Here is a 16,062-nt window from a genome sequence, read left to right as displayed (position 1 = left end):
CCAGCCGGACAGGTGACCCCAGTATCCGTGTGGTCTCGATGCAGAGTCACCCCGTATCCCGTATTTAATCGGGACTGAAGGTTGCGGGCAATGGGGGCCCTCGAATAACAACGGTGAACCCGGTGACGCGGGCTGTCGGAGGCGCTACCTTGAGCCGCAGACGATAGGAGTCGCCGTGACAACGAAGGTCCCCGCCCCCGCCGCCGCTACCGTAGAGCCCGCGCCTGACCTGCGCGGCGGGCTCGGTCAGGTCATCCTCGCGACCCTCGCCTCGACCGTCGGATTCTGGGCATGGATGTCGATCGCGCCGCTGCAGAACATCTACGCGCAGAGCATGGGCCTCGATCAAGGACAGGTCTCGATCATGCTCGCGACCCCCGTGCTAGTCGGTGCGCTCGGCCGCATCGTCGTGGGGGCTCTGACCGACCGCTTCGGCGGACGGAAGATGTTCGCGTTGGTGCTGCTGGCATCCGTCCCCGCCGTGCTGCTCGTCGCGCTCGCCGGGTCGATCGGCAGCTACCCGCTACTGGTCGCCGCGGGGTTCCTGCTGGGTGTCGCGGGGACGATCTTCGCCGTCGGTGTGCCGTTCTCGAGCGCGTGGTACCCCGCGCCGCAGCGGGGTTTTGCGACCGGTGTGTTCGGCATGGGCATGATCGGCACGGCCGTCTCGGCGTTCGCGACGCCACGGCTCGCGCAGGCGATCGGCACCCTGTCGACGCACCTGCTGATCGCGGTGGTGCTCGTCGTCGCGGCGCTGGCCGTCTGGTTCTTCATGCGCGAGTCGCCGGCGTGGGCCTCGAGCAGCCAGCCGCTCGTCCCGAAGGTGACCGGGGCTCTGAAGCTCGCGATCACGTGGGAGATGTCGTTCCTCTACGCGATCGTCTTCGGCGGCTTCGTCGCCTTCTCGACGTACCTGCCGAAGTACCTGCTCACGATCTACCCCGAAGACGTGGATGCCGTCGGTGCCGGCACGCGCACGGCGCTGTTCGCCGCGGCCGCTGTCATCGCCCGCCCGATCGGTGGCGTGCTCGCCGACAAGTTCGGCCCGAAGATCGTCTCGCTCATCTCGCTCGCCGGCATCGTCGCGGCGGCGTACGTCGTCGGGCAGCAGCCGCCCGAGGGCGTGCTGACCGGGTTCGTGTTCCTGTTGATGGCATCCGCCATGGGCCTCGGCATGGGTGCCGTGTTCGCGTGGGTCGGGCCGTCGACCCCGCCCGACAAGGTCGGCGCCGTCACGGGTGTCGTCGCCGCGGCAGGGGGCTTGGGCGGATACTTCCCGCCGCTCGTGATGGGTGCGACCTACCACGCCGAGACGAACTCGTACGCGCTCGGCCTGTGGCTTCTGGTGCTCGTCGGGGCCGCGGCGCTCGTCGTGGCGGGCATGCTGCGCGACGCGCGGTCGGCGAAGTAGGCGCGCGCAGGCGTGGTCAGGCGTCGGCGGGGCGCAGGCGCAGCAGCAGCTCGCACTGGTGGTCGGTCACCAGCGGCAGCAGCTGGTCGACCTCGAGGGGGCCCTCGGCGCGGTCGAGGACGTCGCGGATGAGGCCCTCGTGCACGCGACAGACGGCGTACCCGTGCTCGGCGACGAGCGTGTGGAACCGGCACGGCGACAGCGCGACCTGCAGGTTCTTCTCGTCGAGGTCGGGTTCAAGCCCCAGTTCGTCGAGGTGCTCGTAGAGCGCGTCGAGCTGGTGCATGGCATCCTCATCGAGCTCGGGCGCTTCGGATGCCATGATGCGGCGCAGCAGGTCGCCGTGACGCTTCGCCTCGTCGATGCGCCGCTGTGCCGCCTCGTTGTCGGTCGTCGCGCGCACCGGGAAGTACACGGCCGGCGGGCGTCCGCGGGTGGGCCGGCGCTCGGTCTCGCTGCGGATGATGCCCTCGGCGATGAGCACGCGCACGTGATCGCGCAGCGTGTTGGCGTGCAGACCGGTCTCTTCGGATAGCTCGGCGAGCGAGATGCCGGGACGCTCCATCACGAGGTACGCGACCTCGAGTCGGCTGGCCTGTGCCAGTCCGCGGTGAGCGTGCATCGGGCGGGGCATGCTTCATTATCCGTCGGATTCTCCCGTGCCGGGGCCGGACGGGGTTCGGTCGGCGCGGCGTAGGCTGGCGATGTGTCGACCCCTGCCGCCGTCATCACCGTCTCGGACCGCTCTGCCGCGGGCCTCCGGGCCGATGCGGCGGGCCCCATCGCGGTCGCGGCGCTGCGCGAGGCGGGATTCGACTGCGCGGGCCCGATCGTCACACCCGACGGGGCGGATGCCGTGCAGAGTGCGCTGCAGGCGGCGCTCGCCGCGGGCGCACGCCTGATCGTGACGACGGGTGGCACGGGCCTGTCGCCGCGTGATCAGACCCCCGAGGGCACAGCGCGCGTGCTCGAGCACCTCGTCCCGGGGATCGCGGAAGAGCTGCGCCGCATCGGTGCCGCAGCCAAACCCGCAGGCATGCTGTCACGGGGGCTCGCCGGTGTCGTCGGCGACGCCCTCGTCGTCAACCTGCCCGGATCGCCCGCCGCTGTCACCGACGGGATGCCCGTGATCCTGTCCGTCGCAGCGCACGTCCTCGACCAGCTCCAGGGAGGAGACCACTCATGACCGCGATACGCATCGCCCGGATCAGCGACATCCCACTCGACATCGCGGCGCACCTCGCCGCCGTCGAAGACCGCGCAATGGGCGCCGTGGCATCCTTCGTCGGCACGGTCCGCGACCACGACCCGGATGCTGCGGGCACCGTCGTCGCGCTCGAGTACTCCGCTCATCCGGATGCCGAGGCGACGCTGCACGACATCGCCCTCGCCGCGAGCGCCACGCGTCGCGCCGCGATCGCGGTCAGCCACCGCATCGGGCGCCTCGAGGTCGGGGACGCCGCGGTCGTGATCGCCGTCGCGACGCCGCACCGCGACGAGGCGTTCACGATCTGTCGCGAGATCATCGAAGCGATCAAGCGCGAGCTTCCGGTGTGGAAGCGTCAGCTCACTGACGACGGTGCCGCGACCTGGAAGGGCATCGGCGGGTAACCGCGCGCGGCCGAGCACGCCACTGGGCGCCCGCTCAGCCGCCCGCGAACGGCGGCAGCACGTCGACGGTCGCGTCGATTGCCAGCACCGTGTCATCGCCGACGCGGCGGCCGCCGACGAGCACGGCGCATTGCGTGAGGATGCGCCCGAGCGCCGGGTACTCCGCCGTCAGCGCGCGGCGCAAGGTCGCGACATCAGGTTCGACGCGGTGCTCTTCGGCGCGGCCGGCGAACTCCTCCGCGGCGGCGAAATAGCGCACGCGTGCCATCAGGTCGCGTCCTCGGCAGACCGCTGCGCCCACTGCGCGGCAAGCTCGACGACGGCGGCGACGGCTGCCTCGGCGTCGGCGGGAGTGCCGCCTGCGCGCCCCGCGACCAGGCCTGCGACGAACGCGCTGAACGGCGCGGCCGGTCGGGCGACATCGTGCGCGACGTCGCGCGCGAGGTCGAGGATCAGCGGGATCGGCAGATCTTCGGATGCCAGGCCGAACCGCTCGCGCAAGGCGGCGGCCCACTCGTCGAGCGCCTCGGGCGGCAGGGTGCGGGAGCTGTCGCTCATCGTGTCTCCTCCAGTCGGGCGCGGGCCTCGGAGAGATCCTCCCACGTGTCCACGTCCTGCGTCTCGGGGTCGGGGGCTGCGATCACGGCGATCGCGGCGTCATCGAGCAGCGCCCGCATCGAGGCATCCTGCCCCTTGTTCGGCAGCGCGTCGGCACCGCGGCGGAGCGCCGCCGTGCGGTACAGGCCGATGAGCCACTGCGGGCGACTGTCGGCCGCCGACAGGCACACGCCGTCGGTCTCGCGGGGCAGCAGGGGGCGTGCGTCAGCGAGGCGGGATGCCGCGGCGACGGCCTCGGGCAGATCGCACGCGAGCAGGTACGTCCACTCGGGGTCGTCGCTCCAGGTCGCGAGCGCGGCGACGACGGCGGCGGCGGGTCCGCCGAACGGCGGGTCTTCGCGGGTCCACGCGACACCCGCGATACCCGGCACCGGATCGCCGACGACCGTGATCGGGTCGGCACCAGCGACGGCGTCGACGGCGCGCTGCAGCAGCGTCGTACCGGCGAGGGCGAACAGCGTCTTGTCGGATCCGCCGACGCGCGACGCGCGGCCACCCGCCAGCAGGATCGCGCCGGTCACTGCTCGGCGCCCTCCCGCACCCAGTCGCCGCTCTTGCCGCCGGTCTTGGCGATGAGGCGCACGTTCTCGATCGAGGTGCCCTTGTCGAGCGCCTTGACCATGTCGACGATCGCGAGGGCGGCGACCGAGACCGATGTCAGCGCCTCCATCTCGACGCCCGTGCGGTCGGCCGTGCGGACGGTCGCCGTGATCTCGACGCCCTCATCTGCGATCTCGAGGTCGACGGTGCAGCCGTGCACGCCGATGACGTGCGCGAGCGGCAGCAGCTCGGGGGTGCGCTTGGCGGCCTGGATGCCCGAGATTCGCGCCACGGCGAGCACGTCGCCCTTGGGCACCGACCCGTCGCGCAGCGCCGCGACGACGTGCGGGGCGCACCGCACGAACCCGCGCGCGGTCGCGGCGCGGATCGTCGGCTGCTTGTCGGTCACGTCGACCATGCGGGCGTGACCTGCGGCATCCAGGTGCGTGAAGCTCATGCGTCCCATCCTTCCAGCAGCCACACGTCGACCTCATCGCCGACCGCGACGGCATCGACTTCGGCGGGGACGATCGCGACGGCCCGAGCCTGACCGAGCCCGCCGGCGAGGTGCGAGCCGGATCCGCCGGCGGTGGCGGGGCGCACCGACCACGCCGGGTCGGTGTCGACGACGGCGGGAAGGTATTGGCGCCGACCGGGCGGCGTGCGCCACGCGGTGGATGCCGGCAGGCGCAGCACCGGCCGGTGGATCGCCGTACGCCCCTGCAGCGCGAGGAGCGCGGGCCGCACGAACACCTCGAACGAGATCGCGGCGCTCACCGGGTTTCCGGGCAGGCCGAACAGCAGCGCCGAGTGCCCGCCGGCGACCGGCAGCACACCGAATCCCTGCGGCTTGCCGGGCTGCAAGCCCACGCGCGAGAACGTCATCGTCGCCGACAGCTCGTTGCGGACGACTTCGAACGCGCCTGCGCTGACCCCGCCGGAGAACACGATGACGTCGACGGATGCCGCGGCGCACGCATCGACGACGTCGCGCAGCGCGCCACCTTCGTCGTCGACGCTCGTGCGGCCGTCGACCTCGGCACCGGCGGCCTCGGCCATCGCCGCGAGCAGCAGGCTGTTGGACTCGGGGATCTGTCCGCGGCGCAGGGGCGCGCCGGCTTCGACGAGTTCGCTGCCGGTCGAGACGATCGCGACGCGCGGACGGCGGGAGACGACGACGTCCGTGACGCCCGCCGCGGCCATTGCGCCCAGCTGCAGCGGCCCGAGCAGGGTGCCCGGGCCGAGCACCGGGTCGCCCGCGCGCAGGTCTTCACCGGCGCGACGGATGTGCGCGGCCGGTCGCGGCGACTGCAGCACGGTCGTCTGTTGCAGCGAGTCAGCGAGACCGCCGACGGTGTCTTCGAACGGGACGATCGCGTCGGCGTCGGTCGGGACGGGTGAGCCCGTCATGATGCGTGCGGCCTCGCCGGGGGCCAGGACCGGATCGGCGTCGCTGCCGGCGGGGATGTCAGCGACGACGCGCAGCGTGACGGGGTGGTCTGCCGAGGCATCCGCGACGTCGGCGTGACGGACGGCGAACCCGTCCATCGCCGAGTTGTCGAACACCGGGATGTCGACCGCGGCACGTGCCGTCTCGCGCAGGGTCATCCCGCGCGCGTCCGCGACGGCGCGCGTCTCGACGGGCAGCGGGTGTACCGCTGCGAGCACGTCGCCCAGCTGCTCCTCGACCGTGCGGTACCCGCTCATGCGCGCTGCCATTGCGCCAGGCCGCCGGTGAGGATCGACGCGTCGATGCCGCGGGTCTGCAGGACCTCTGCGGCGGTGCGGGCACGGATGCCGTGCGCGCAGATGACGACGACGGGGCCGTCGTCGTCGCGGTGCTCGTCGAGCAGGCCCGGGTCGTCGAGGAAGTCGCCGAGCGGGATCACGACCGACCCCGCAACGACGCCCGATGCGGTCTCCCACGGTTCGCGCACGTCGAGCAGGGTCGCGCCGGCCTCCTGCGCGGCGAGCATCTCGCCCGCCGTCAGTTCGGCGATCTCGGGTGGGGCGGCGGCTGCCATCGGCGCGGCGGTGACGGGTGCGGCATCCGCCGCTGCGAGTGGCACCTCGCGCTGGGTGCCGGTGAGTGCATCGATCACGACGACGCGGCCGAGCAGCGGTTCGCCGAGCCCCGCGATGAGCTTGATCGTCTCGATCGCCATGAGCCCGCCGACCTGCAGGCACAGCGCGCCGAGCACACCGACGACGGCGCACGAGGGCGGTTCGCCGACGGCATCCGGCGGATGCAGATCCGACAGGCGCACCGCCGGCACACCTGTGGGCGGCGCGTTCCAGAACACCGTCACCTGCGCGTGGAACTCCTGCAGCACGCCCCACACGAGCGGCACGCCGAGCGCTTCGGTCGCGGCCGCGACGAGGCCGCGGGTCGCGAAGCTGTCGCTGCCGTCCACGACGATGTCGGCTCCCGCGAGCAGGCGCTGTGCATTGTCTGCCGTCAGGCGCTCGCGCACCGCGATCACGGTCGTCTCGGGGGAGAGGTCGGCGGCGGCGCGGACGGCCGAGGCGACCTTGTCCGATCCGACGTCGGCGTGGCGGTGCAGCACCTGGCGCTGCAGGTTCGAGGCATCCACGACGTCGTCGTCGATGACGGTGAGCGTCCCGACCCCGGCGGCCGACAGCGCGAGGATGACCGGAGAGCCGAGCCCACCCGCGCCGATCACCGCGACGCGCGCCGCGGCCAGGCGGCGTTGGCCCGTCTCGCCGAGCCCCCGCAGCGGGGCGTGCCGCGCCGTGCGCGCGCGCTCGGCGTCGCTCAGTGCGGCGACAGGCTCGACCAGGGGTGGCAGGGGCACCGTCCCAGCGTAGGCCGCACCGGGGACGGTGGTGGCCGGGATGCCGTGAGTATTCGCGGCGGCGCGGCGCGGGACATCCGGCACCGCACCCGCATCTGCGGAATAAGCACGGTCATCTGCTCCGCATCTGCGCGATAGTGTCGATGCATGGATACCTTCCGCATTGCCGAAGCCGCGCGGCTGCTCGGTGTCAGCGACGACACCGTGCGCCGATGGGTCGATCACGGCACGTTGCCGACGACGGGGGATTCGCCCACGCGGATCCCCGGCGACGCGCTCGCTGCCCGCGCTGTCGAGCTCGCCCACGCCGCCAAAGACCCGACCGATGTGCTCTCCAGCGCGCGTAACCGGTTCGTCGGCATCGTGACCCGCGTGCAGGTCGACGGGGTGATGGCGCAGGTCGACATCCAGGCCGGCCCGCACCGCGTCGTCTCGCTCATGTCGGCCGAAGCCGTGCGCGAGCTCGGGCTCGAGCCGGGTTCGCTCGCTGTCGCCGTCGTCAAAGCCACCACCGTCATCGTCGAAACCCCGAAGGACTGATTCATGCGCACCCTCCGACTCGCGGCTGTCGCCGCCGCCGCCCTGCTGTTGCTCACCGGCTGCTCCACCGCTGCTTCTGACGCCGACCCGACCGCGACATCGGATGCCTCCGCGAGCGCCGAGCCGCAGCTCGAGGGTGAACTGACCGTCTTCGCGGCCGCGTCGCTGAAGACCGCGTTCGACGAGCTCGCGACACAGTTCGAGGCCGAGAACCCCGGTGTGACGGTCAACCCGATCAGCTACGACGGCTCGTCGACCCTCGCGACGCAGATCATCGAGGGCGCGAGCGTCGATGTGTTCGCATCGGCCGACGAGAAGAACATGCAGAAGGTCGTCGACGCAGACCTTGCGACCGACCCCGAGCTGTTCGCGACGAACGTGCTGACCCTCGTCACGCCGGTCGGCAACCCCGGTGGTGTGACGGGTCTCGCCGACCTCGCGAACGCCGACCTCACGGTCGTGCTGTGCGCGGCCGAAGTGCCGTGCGGCGCGGCATCCGCAACGCTGCTCGAGAACGCCGGCGTCACCGCGAGCGTCGACAGCTACGAGCAGAACGTCACCGCCGTGCTGACGAAGGTCGCGAGCGGCGAGGCAGACGCGGGCCTGGTTTATGTCACGGATGCCGCGACGACCGACGAGGTCGAGACCGTCGAGACCGAGGGCGCGGATGCCGTCGTCAACCGGTACCCGATCGTCGCCCTGACCGGTGCCCCCGACTCTGAGGTCGCCGCCGCCTTCGTCGCCTTCGTGCTGAGTGACACCGGTCGCTCGGTGCTCAGCGGACTGGGCTTCGGCGCTCCTTGAGCCACACCGTGAGCGGCCGGTCGAGCGGCCTCGCCCGGCGCGGGCGGGGGGAGAGCGGCTTCATGCCGCAGATCCTCCTCGTGCCCGCGCTGCTTGGGCTGGCGCTACTGGTCGTGCCGCTCGGGGCGCTCGTCGCCCGCGTCGAGTGGACGACGCTGTGGGCCGACATCACCTCACCCGAGGCGCTGTCGGCCCTCGGCCTGTCGCTCGTGACGGCGCTCGTCGCGACGCTCATGTGCCTGCTGCTGGGCGTGCCGCTGGCCCTCCTGATCGCCCGCTCGGGCGGGCGCACCGCGTCGGTGCTGCGCGCGATCGTGACGGTGCCGCTCGTGCTGCCGCCCATGGTCGGCGGCGTGGCGCTGCTGTTCCTGTTCGGCCGCAACGGCGCCGTCGGGCAGGTGTTGCTCGAGTTCGGCGTCCGCATCCCGTTCACGACGACGGCCGTCGTGCTCGCCCAGACGTTCGTCGCGATGCCGTTCCTCGTTCTCGCCCTCGAGGGCGCGCTGCGCTCGACGGGCGTCGAGTACGAGCGCGCCGCCGCGGCGCTCGGCGCGGGCCGCTGGCGCATTCTCGGGCAGGTCACGCTGCCCCTGGCCGCCCCCGGCCTCGTGTCGGGTGTCGTGCTGTGCTTCGCGCGCGCCGTCGGCGAGTTCGGAGCGACGGCGCTGTTCGCCGGCAACGCGCCCGGCGTCACGCAGACGATGCCGCTGGCCATCTACACAGCCTTCAACGGCGCCGGCGTCTCGCAGGGCACGGCCGTCGCGCTGTCGCTGCTGCTGCTCGTCACAGCGATCGCGGTGCTGCTGCTCGTGCGCGCGTGGCGCCCCGGCAACGTCGCGGGGGGTGTCCGATGAGCGGGCTCGAGGTCAAAGCCGTCGTCGACCGCGGCGCGTACCGGCTCGACGTCGAACTCGCGGTCGCCGCGGGGGAGACCGTCGCGGTGCTCGGGCCCAGCGGTGCCGGCAAGTCGACGCTGCTCGACGCCATCGCGGGCCTGGCCGGCGTCACCGAGGGGCATGTGCGTGTCGGTGGTCGGGAGCTCACCTCGCCGCGGCAGGTCGTCGCGCCGCAGCGCCGCGGCGTCGTGCTGCTGCGACAGGACCCGCACCTGTTCCCGCACCTCACGGCGCGCGAGAACATCGCGTTCGGACTGCGGGCACGCGGCACGGCGAAAACGGATGCCCTTGCCGAAGCCGACGAGTGGCTCGCGCAGGTGGGGCTCGCAGATGTGCAGGCGGGCGACCGTCGCCCCCGCGAGCTGTCCGGCGGGCAGCAGCAACGCGTCGCGCTCGCGCGCGCGCTCGCGACGCGGCCCGACGTGCTGCTGCTCGACGAGCCGCTGACGGCGCTCGATGCCGAGACGGCGTCGGGCGTGCGGGCACTGCTCGCCGAGCGCCTGGCGGCGACGGGCACGACGACCGTCATCGTGACGCACGACGCGGTGGATGCCGTCGCGCTCGCCGGCGACATCGTGCTGCTCGAGGACGGCCGCGTCACGCAGACGGGGCCCGTGCGGTCCGTGCTCGCGGCGCCGGCGACTCCCTTCGGGGCCGCGGTCGCGGGCGTCAACCGGGTCGCGGGTGAGATTTCGGACGGCGTGTGGTCGGCGGGCGCGCTGCGGGTTCCCGTGACGCTCCGCACGGCCGGAGCCGCCGTCGCATTGTTCCCGCCGTCGGCCGTGGGGATCGAGCCGGCGGCGGGAACGGAACCTGCCGGCCCCGGTGCACCGGTCGCGCGCATCGCGCGGCTGGAGCAGACCCCCGCGGGCGTGCGCGTGCACACGACCGAGCCGACGCTCGCCGCCGACGTGTCGGTCGAGACGGTCGCCGAGCGTGGTCTCGCCGTCGGCGCGGCGGTGCGGCTGTCGGTGCCGCCCGAGGCGGTGCGCCTGCTGGCATGACGGCGAGCCGGAGCGCCGAGTCGTGCCGGGCCGAATGTCGGGCCGGAGGAAATACCCCGGTCGTGCCGGGACGGGTGCCCTCGCACCGCGGGTAGCCTCTCACTATGGTGGCCGTCAATCTCTCGCCCACGCGCCCGGCGCGTGCGGTCGACGAGCGTGCCACCGCGGGGGTGCCCGGCGACGCCCTCGTCGACCGCTTCGGGCGGGTGCACCGCGACCTGCGCATCTCGCTGACCGACCGCTGCTCGCTGCGCTGCACGTACTGCATGCCCGAGCAGGGCAACGAGTGGCTCGCCCGTGCAGGCCTCATGACCGCCGACGAGATCGTGCGGGTCGCGGGCATCGCCGCGGCATCCGGCATCACGACGTTCCGCCTGACCGGTGGCGAACCGCTGCTGCGCACCGACGTCGTCGATATCGTGCGCCGTCTCGCCGCGATCTCGGGTCCGCAGGGCCCCGTCGAGATCGCGATGACGACCAACGGCATTCGCCTCGCTGACATGCTTCCCGACCTCGTCGCGGCGGGCCTGGATCGCCTCAACATCTCGATCGACACGCTGGATCGGGAGCGCTTCCGAGAGCTCACCCGGCGCGACCGTCTCGAGGATGTGCGCGCGGGGATCGCCGCCGCCGCGGCATCCGGGCTTCGCCCCCTCAAGCTCAACGCCGTCGCGATGCGCGGCGTCAACGACGACGAGCTCGTCGACCTCGTCGAGTTCGCCCTCGCGCACGGCGCACAGATGCGGTTCATCGAGCAGATGCCGCTGGATGCCGGACACACGTGGGACCGCCGGCAGATGGTGACGCGCGACGAGATCCTCGCGGCGCTGCGCACCCGCTGGGATCTCGAGCCGGTGCCCGGCCGCGGGGGAGCGCCCGCCGAGCGGTTCCTGCTCGACGGCGGGCCGGCGTCGGTCGGCGTCATCGCCTCGGTCACGGCGCCCTTCTGCGGCGACTGCGACCGGTTGCGCCTGACCGCCGACGGGCAGTTGCGCAACTGCCTGTTCTCGCTCGACGAGTACGACCTGCTGCCGGTGCTGCGCGCGGGGGCCGACGACGTTGCGGTCGACCGGATGCTGCGCGGGTGCGTCGCGGGAAAGCTGCCCGGACACGCGATCGACGACCCGAGCTTCCTGCAGCCGGCGCGCGGGATGAACGCGATCGGCGGCTGATCACCTCAGGCGTGCCTGCACGGCTGACTGCGTCAGCCGTGCAGGCGGCCTGCCTCGAGGCGTACGGTGCGGTCGACGAGACCTGCGGGCACCGCGACGTGCGAGATCAGCACGACTGCCTGGTCGCCGTCGACGGCGGTCAGCAGGTCGGTGAGCAGGGCGTCCGAGGCATCCGCGTCGACGCCCGCCGTCGGCTCGTCGAGCACGAGCACCGGGAAGCCGCGCAGCAGCGCCCGCGCGAGGGCGATGCGCTGGGCCTGCCCGCCCGACACGAGCGCGCCGCGCTCGCCGACGCGGGCGTCCAGGCCGCCGCGCTCGTGCAGCCAGTCGCCGAGGCCGACGCGGCCGAGCACGGCCTCGAGCTCGGCATCCGTTGCCGTGTCGCGCGCGAACAGCAGATTCTGGCGGATGTCCTCGTCGAACAGCATCGGGTGCTGCTCGCAGAGGCCCACAGTGCGGCGGACATCGTCGGCGGCGAGCGTCGCGACGTCGACACCGCCGATCATGTAACCACCCGCGGTCGTGTCGAGGAACCGCACGAGCACGTGCGCGAGGGTCGTCTTGCCGGCACCACTCGACCCCACGACGAGGACGCGCTCGCCGCGGCCCACCTCGAGGTCGACGCCGTGCAGACTGTCGCCTGCGCCACCCGGCCACTGGGCGTGGACGCCACGCAGGGCGAGGCCTGTGCCGAGCGCGGGTGCGTCGCCCGTGGCAGCGGGAGTGACCTCCGATGGGATGCCCGCGGGGATCTCGTCGGGGATGGCCTGAGCGATCCGCTCGGCGGAGGCGCGCACCTGCCGCCATGACGCCGCCGCGGCCGGCACCGCCGCGAACACCTCGAAAACGGCCATCGGCACGAGTACCGCGACGGCGAAGGCGGGGGCTGTGATCGTGCCCGATCCGAGCGCCGGGACGGTGGCGATGACCGCGAACAGAGACGCAGCTCCGGCGGCGAGCGAGACGACCGCGGCCGTGCCGGCCTGCGCTCCGGCACGGCGGACGACGGCGCGGCGGAGCGCCGCATCGGCCTGTGCGATGCGTTCGGCGCTCGCCCGCTCGGCCCCGAACGCGACGAGCACATCGAGGCTCGCGAGGTGATCGAGCACAGCATCGGCGAGGCGTGCGCGCAACGGCGCGATGGCGCGCTCGGCGCGCGAGCCCGATGCCCAGCCCCACGCGGTCGCGGCGATCGTGGCGACGACGAGACACGCGAGCAGGGTGAGGGCGGCAGGCCACCACACGAGAGCGACGAGGATGACAGCACCGATCGCGACGGCGGCCGACGACACGAGCGGCAGCACCACGCGCAGCGGCAGGTTCTGCAGATCGTCGACGTCGTCGACGAGGGCGCCCAGCACCGACCCGCGGCGCGTGCGCGTCAGCCCGTCGGGAGCGAGCGGGATGAGCCGGCGCACCAGATCGGTGCGGGTCACGGCGAGCTGGCGCAGGGCCGCGTCGTGGCTCGCGAGGCGGTCGGTGTAGCGGAACGCGGCGCGGCTGAGCGCGAACGCGCGCACCCCGACGACAGCCGCCGACAGGTACATGACGGCCGGCTGCTCACTCGCGCGCACGATGAGCCACGCGCTGCAGGCGAGCAGAGCCACGGCGGATGCCTCGGACAGGAACCCCGACGCGGCCCCCGGCCAGAACCGTCGCAGCGGCGGCATCGCGCGGCGCAGGATGTCGGTCGCGGTCGTCACGAGACCACCTCCACGGTGCGCGCGGCGAGGGTCACGACCTGATCGGCGATCTCGCGCGCGCTGCGCCGGTGCGAGACGAGCAGGACCGTGGCACCGGCATCGGCCAGTGCCCGCACGTTGCGCCACAGCGCGCCCTCGGTATCGGCGTCGAGGGCCGAGCTCGGCTCGTCGAGGGCGAGCACCGGCGCGAGCCCGCGCAGGTGGCGGTAGATCGCGCGGGCGACCGCCACGCGCTGCGCCTGCCCGCCCGAGAGGCCAGCCCCCTGCACGCCGAGCTCGCGGGCCTGGTCGAGCTCGCCCGCCTGCGCGAGCTGCAGGGCGCGCGCGATCGTGGTCCCCGAGCTTGTCGAGGGGCTGTCCCCCGCATCCCCGAGCGCGACGTTCTCCGCCACCGTCCCGGCGATGAGCCCGGGCTGCTGGCCCGCCCACGCGAGCCACGTCGCGGGGGAGAGCCCTGTCACGGGCATCCCATCGACCGTCGCGTCGCCGTCGAAGCGGGCCGCACCGCGCAGCGCGGCGAGCAGGCTCGACTTGCCCGATCCGCTCGGCCCCTCGATGAGGGTCACCGTGCCGGGCGCCGCCGTGAACGTCACGGGCGGCAGCACCAGCTCGCCGCGACGCACGCTCAGGTCGCGTACCTCGAGGTGCCCGGCCTGCACTTCGGGAGGAGATTTCCGTTCGGGAGGAGTGGATGCCCCGATCTGGCCCTCCGGAAGCGAAATCTCCTCCCGAGCTGCAGGCCGAGCTGCAGGCCGGCTCGCGGGCCCGGCCGCGACCGCGCGGGCCTCATCGAGCACCGCGAACACGTCCTCCGTCGCGGCGACGCCCTCGGCGGCGGCGTGGAACTGCACGCCGACCTGCCGCAGCGGCAGGTACGCCTCGGGCGCGAGCAGCAGCACGAACAGTCCCACGGGCAGGGCGAGCGATCCGTCGAGCAGGCGGAATCCGATCGACACCGCGACGATCGCGACTGAGATGGATGCCAGCAGCTCGAGCGCGAACCCCGACAGGAACGACACGCGCAGCACGCGCATCGTCTCGCCGCGATACGTGTCGGTGACCTTCTCGATCGAGGTCGCGGCGCGGTGCTGGCGGCCGAAGACCTTGAGGGTCGACAGGCCCTGCACGGTGTCGGCGAAGCGCGCGGCGAGCTGTCCGAGCGTCTGCCACTGCTTCTGCTGCACCGTGCGGGTCGCGAGGCCGATCAGCACCATGAACAGGGGGATCAGGGGCAGTGTGATGAGCACCGTGAGCCCCGAGATCCAGTCCTGCCACCACATGACGGCGACGAGCACCGGGGTCGCGATGACCGTGAGCACGAGCTGGGGCAGATATCTGCCGAAGTAGGCATCCAGCGCTTCGAGCCCACGCCCGGCGGTGACGGCGAGCTTCGCCGTGCTGCGGCCCGCGAGCCAGCCCGGGCCGAGCTTGCCCACGGCGCCGACCAGCTGCTCGCGCAGCTGCAGCTGCACCCGCGCCGCGGCGCGCGCCGACGCCGCCTCGCGCGCCCAGATCAGCAGCGCGCGGATCGCGACGGTGACGCCGAGCCAGAACAGGATGCCGGTGAGCTCAGCCCAAGGCATCCCTTCGATCACGCGTGTGACGGCGCGGGTCAGCAGCCACGCGAACGCGATGACGACGGCCGTCTGCGCGACCCCGATCGCCGCGATCGCGACGAAGAACCCGCGCGACGCCGCCGCGTACCGCACGAGACGCGGGTCGACCGGGCGCACACGCGTCGGTCTCGCCTCGGATGCCATGCTTCGATCCTGCCTCACTGATGTGGGTTCTCCGCCCCGAGTGCGCCCGGTAGTGCCGAGTGCGCCCGTTCCTGGTGCGCCACAACCGGCGCACTCGACACGAACCGGCGCACTCGGCGCCACGGGGAGCGGCGCGGGGCCGCGCCCGGCGACTCAGTGCGCGGCGACCTCGGCCTGCTCGATCATGGTGCGGGTGATGCGCTTGCGGAAGATCCAGTAGGTCCAGCCCTGGTACGCGAGCACGAGCGGCAGGAAGATCAGCGCGGCCCAGCTCATGATCTCGAGCGTCGTCTGCGTCGAAGAGGCGTTCGCGATCGTGAGGCTGTTCGCCGGATCATTGGACGCCGGCATGACGTACGGGAACAGCGCCAGCCACAGCGTGAGCACGGCGAACACGATCGTCACCGCCCCCGCCGCGAACGCGCGACCGTCACGGTCGATCCAGTTGAAGAAGACGGATGCCAAGAGTGCCACAGCGGCGATGACGCCGGCGGCGATCACGGCCCACAGCAGCGGCGCCTCGCGGCCCGCGGCGATGATGATCGTCCACACGACCGTGCCCGCGGCGAAGATCACGGTCGGGATCGCGAGCTTCTTGCCGAGCGCCTGCGCGTCGTGGTGCACCTGGCCGTCGGTCTTGAGTCCCACGAAGTACACGCCGTGCAGGAAGAACAGCAGCAGCGTCGTGACGCCCACCCACAGGCCGTACGGGTTGAGCAGCGTCAGCAGCGACCCGGTGAAGTTCTTGTCGGCATCGATCGGTACGCCCTGCACGATGTTGCCGACGGCGACACCCCACAGCAGTGCGGGGGCGGCCGAGCCGATCGTGATCATCCAGTCGAAGCGGCGCTTCCACGTGGCATCCTCACGCTGGTGCCGGTACTCGAACGAGACACCGCGCAGGATCAGTGCGAGCAGGATCAGCAGCAGCGGCAGGTAGAAGCCGCTGAACAGCGTGGCGTACCACTCGGGGAACGCGGCGAACAGGCACGCACCGGCGACGATGACCCACGTCTCGTTGAGGTCCCACACGGGGCCGATCGTGTTGATCACCTGACGGCGCGAGACCTCGTCCTTGCCGAGGAAGGGCAGCGACATGCCGACACCGAAGTCGAAGCCGTCGAGGGTGAAGTAGCCGACGAAGAGAACTCCGACGATGAAGAACCAGAGGGTTGCGAGGTCCATGT

At 72.5% G+C, this 16,062-nt stretch carries 18 protein-coding genes; 8 read left to right on the top strand and 10 right to left on the bottom strand.

The genetic code is table 11. From position 1 onward, the window contains the following. Positions 1–175: 175 nt before the first annotated feature. Entirely contained in the window at positions 176–1,411 is a 1,236-nt protein-coding gene (locus BGO46_RS14200; protein ID WP_292678228.1) for an MFS transporter, read from the top strand. 16 nt (positions 1,412–1,427) lie between these two features. Here BGO46_RS14200 and BGO46_RS14195 read toward each other — a convergent pair whose 3' ends face one another. Beyond that, positions 1,428–2,045, bottom strand: a complete 618-nt coding sequence (locus BGO46_RS14195) for a winged helix-turn-helix transcriptional regulator (RefSeq protein WP_292678230.1) — start codon at positions 2,043–2,045, stop codon at positions 1,428–1,430. 72 nt (positions 2,046–2,117) lie between these two features. Here BGO46_RS14195 and BGO46_RS14190 point away from each other — a divergent pair, with 72 nt between their 5' ends. Both BGO46_RS14190 and BGO46_RS14185 read left to right on the top strand, forming a co-directional pair. After that, complete coding sequence (locus BGO46_RS14190; protein WP_292678232.1) at positions 2,118–2,597, top strand: MogA/MoaB family molybdenum cofactor biosynthesis protein; 480 nt, start codon at positions 2,118–2,120, stop codon at positions 2,595–2,597. Then, on the top strand, positions 2,594–3,022 hold the full coding sequence (locus BGO46_RS14185; RefSeq protein ID WP_292678234.1) for a molybdenum cofactor biosynthesis protein MoaE: 429 nt from the start codon (positions 2,594–2,596) through the stop codon (positions 3,020–3,022). The genes BGO46_RS14190 and BGO46_RS14185 overlap by 4 nt, the downstream gene beginning before the upstream one ends. Positions 3,023–3,056: 34 nt before the next feature. On the opposite strand, the gene BGO46_RS14180 is transcribed toward BGO46_RS14185, so the two are convergent. From BGO46_RS14180 to BGO46_RS14155, 6 genes are read right to left on the bottom strand one after another with little or no spacing between them, the layout of a single operon-like run. Beyond that, a complete protein-coding gene (locus BGO46_RS14180) occupies positions 3,057–3,290 on the bottom strand; it encodes a MoaD/ThiS family protein (RefSeq protein WP_292897102.1) in 234 nt (77 codons plus the stop codon). Continuing rightward, complete coding sequence (locus BGO46_RS14175) at positions 3,290–3,580, bottom strand: DUF6457 domain-containing protein (protein WP_141379828.1); 291 nt, start codon at positions 3,578–3,580, stop codon at positions 3,290–3,292. The genes BGO46_RS14180 and BGO46_RS14175 overlap by 1 nt, the downstream gene beginning before the upstream one ends. Further along, entirely contained in the window at positions 3,577–4,161 is a 585-nt protein-coding gene (locus BGO46_RS14170; protein ID WP_292678236.1) for an NTP transferase domain-containing protein, read from the bottom strand. The genes BGO46_RS14175 and BGO46_RS14170 overlap by 4 nt, the downstream gene beginning before the upstream one ends. Further along, on the bottom strand, positions 4,158–4,637 hold the full coding sequence (moaC, locus tag BGO46_RS14165; protein ID WP_292678238.1) for a cyclic pyranopterin monophosphate synthase MoaC: 480 nt from the start codon (positions 4,635–4,637) through the stop codon (positions 4,158–4,160). Before moaC ends, BGO46_RS14170 begins: the two co-directional genes overlap by 4 nt. After that, positions 4,634–5,887 (bottom strand): gephyrin-like molybdotransferase Glp, encoded by a 1,254-nt coding sequence (gene glp, locus BGO46_RS14160; RefSeq protein ID WP_292897101.1) that lies wholly within the window; start codon positions 5,885–5,887, stop codon positions 4,634–4,636. Before glp ends, moaC begins: the two co-directional genes overlap by 4 nt. Beyond that, positions 5,884–6,996: a ThiF family adenylyltransferase gene (locus BGO46_RS14155; RefSeq protein WP_292897099.1), complete on the bottom strand. Its 1,113-nt coding sequence runs from the start codon at positions 6,994–6,996 to the stop codon at positions 5,884–5,886. The genes glp and BGO46_RS14155 overlap by 4 nt, the downstream gene beginning before the upstream one ends. A gap of 147 nt (positions 6,997–7,143) precedes the next feature. On the opposite strand from BGO46_RS14155, the gene BGO46_RS14150 reads away from it, so the two are divergent. From BGO46_RS14150 to moaA, 5 genes are all read left to right on the top strand, one after another. After that, complete coding sequence (locus BGO46_RS14150; RefSeq protein WP_292897097.1) at positions 7,144–7,536, top strand: TOBE domain-containing protein; 393 nt, start codon at positions 7,144–7,146, stop codon at positions 7,534–7,536. A 3-nt stretch (positions 7,537–7,539) separates the two neighbouring features. Further along, positions 7,540–8,340, top strand: coding sequence for a molybdate ABC transporter substrate-binding protein (gene modA / locus BGO46_RS14145; RefSeq protein WP_292897095.1), 801 nt, complete (start codon positions 7,540–7,542; stop codon positions 8,338–8,340). A 62-nt stretch (positions 8,341–8,402) separates the two neighbouring features. Further along, entirely contained in the window at positions 8,403–9,194 is a 792-nt protein-coding gene (locus BGO46_RS14140; RefSeq protein WP_292897093.1) for an ABC transporter permease, read from the top strand. Next, positions 9,191–10,240, top strand: coding sequence for an ABC transporter ATP-binding protein (locus BGO46_RS14135; protein WP_292897091.1), 1,050 nt, complete (start codon positions 9,191–9,193; stop codon positions 10,238–10,240). Before BGO46_RS14140 ends, BGO46_RS14135 begins: the two co-directional genes overlap by 4 nt. Before the next feature lie 104 nt (positions 10,241–10,344). Next, positions 10,345–11,412 (top strand): GTP 3',8-cyclase MoaA, encoded by a 1,068-nt coding sequence (gene moaA, locus BGO46_RS14130; RefSeq protein ID WP_292897089.1) that lies wholly within the window; start codon positions 10,345–10,347, stop codon positions 11,410–11,412. Positions 11,413–11,444: 32 nt separating this feature from the next. Here the strand turns inward: moaA and cydC are convergent, their stop codons facing one another. From cydC to cydB, 3 genes are all read right to left on the bottom strand, one after another. Next, positions 11,445–13,115 carry a thiol reductant ABC exporter subunit CydC gene (cydC, locus tag BGO46_RS14125; RefSeq protein WP_292897087.1) on the bottom strand — a complete coding sequence of 557 codons (1,671 nt, stop codon included), beginning with the start codon at positions 13,113–13,115 and terminating at the stop codon, positions 11,445–11,447. Further along, a complete protein-coding gene (cydD, locus tag BGO46_RS14120; RefSeq protein WP_292674840.1) occupies positions 13,112–14,875 on the bottom strand; it encodes a thiol reductant ABC exporter subunit CydD in 1,764 nt (587 codons plus the stop codon). Before cydD ends, cydC begins: the two co-directional genes overlap by 4 nt. Positions 14,876–15,028: 153 nt before the next feature. Beyond that, entirely contained in the window at positions 15,029–16,060 is a 1,032-nt protein-coding gene (cydB, locus tag BGO46_RS14115; protein ID WP_292674842.1) for a cytochrome d ubiquinol oxidase subunit II, read from the bottom strand. Positions 16,061–16,062: the final 2 nt, after the last annotated feature.

It is taken from the genome of Microbacterium sp. 70-16, assembly GCF_001898315.1.
Taxonomy (GTDB): Bacteria; Actinomycetota; Actinomycetes; order Actinomycetales; family Microbacteriaceae; genus Microbacterium.
Note: the sequence above shows the minus strand (reverse complement) of the source record. Positions and strands in the feature narration are given on the sequence as shown.

What these genes read in the sequence shown, in the direction of transcription:
- BGO46_RS14195 (WP_292678230.1), bottom strand. Translation starts at nt 2,045, where the DNA reads ATGCCCCGCCCGATGCACGCTCACCGCGGACTGGCACAGGCCAGCCGA.
- BGO46_RS14185 (WP_292678234.1), top strand. Translation starts at nt 2,594, where the DNA reads ATGACCGCGATACGCATCGCCCGGATCAGCGACATCCCACTCGACATC.
- BGO46_RS14180 (WP_292897102.1), bottom strand. Translation starts at nt 3,290, where the DNA reads ATGGCACGCGTGCGCTATTTCGCCGCCGCGGAGGAGTTCGCCGGCCGC.
- BGO46_RS14175 (WP_141379828.1), bottom strand. Translation starts at nt 3,580, where the DNA reads ATGAGCGACAGCTCCCGCACCCTGCCGCCCGAGGCGCTCGACGAGTGG.
- moaC (WP_292678238.1), bottom strand. Translation starts at nt 4,637, where the DNA reads ATGAGCTTCACGCACCTGGATGCCGCAGGTCACGCCCGCATGGTCGAC.
- glp (WP_292897101.1), bottom strand. Translation starts at nt 5,887, where the DNA reads ATGAGCGGGTACCGCACGGTCGAGGAGCAGCTGGGCGACGTGCTCGCA.
- BGO46_RS14150 (WP_292897097.1), top strand. Translation starts at nt 7,144, where the DNA reads ATGGATACCTTCCGCATTGCCGAAGCCGCGCGGCTGCTCGGTGTCAGC.
- modA (WP_292897095.1), top strand. Translation starts at nt 7,540, where the DNA reads ATGCGCACCCTCCGACTCGCGGCTGTCGCCGCCGCCGCCCTGCTGTTG.
- BGO46_RS14140 (WP_292897093.1), top strand. Translation starts at nt 8,403, where the DNA reads ATGCCGCAGATCCTCCTCGTGCCCGCGCTGCTTGGGCTGGCGCTACTG.
- BGO46_RS14135 (WP_292897091.1), top strand. Translation starts at nt 9,191, where the DNA reads ATGAGCGGGCTCGAGGTCAAAGCCGTCGTCGACCGCGGCGCGTACCGG.
- moaA (WP_292897089.1), top strand. Translation starts at nt 10,345, where the DNA reads ATGGTGGCCGTCAATCTCTCGCCCACGCGCCCGGCGCGTGCGGTCGAC.
- cydD (WP_292674840.1), bottom strand. Translation starts at nt 14,875, where the DNA reads ATGGCATCCGAGGCGAGACCGACGCGTGTGCGCCCGGTCGACCCGCGT.
- cydB (WP_292674842.1), bottom strand. Translation starts at nt 16,060, where the DNA reads ATGGACCTCGCAACCCTCTGGTTCTTCATCGTCGGAGTTCTCTTCGTC.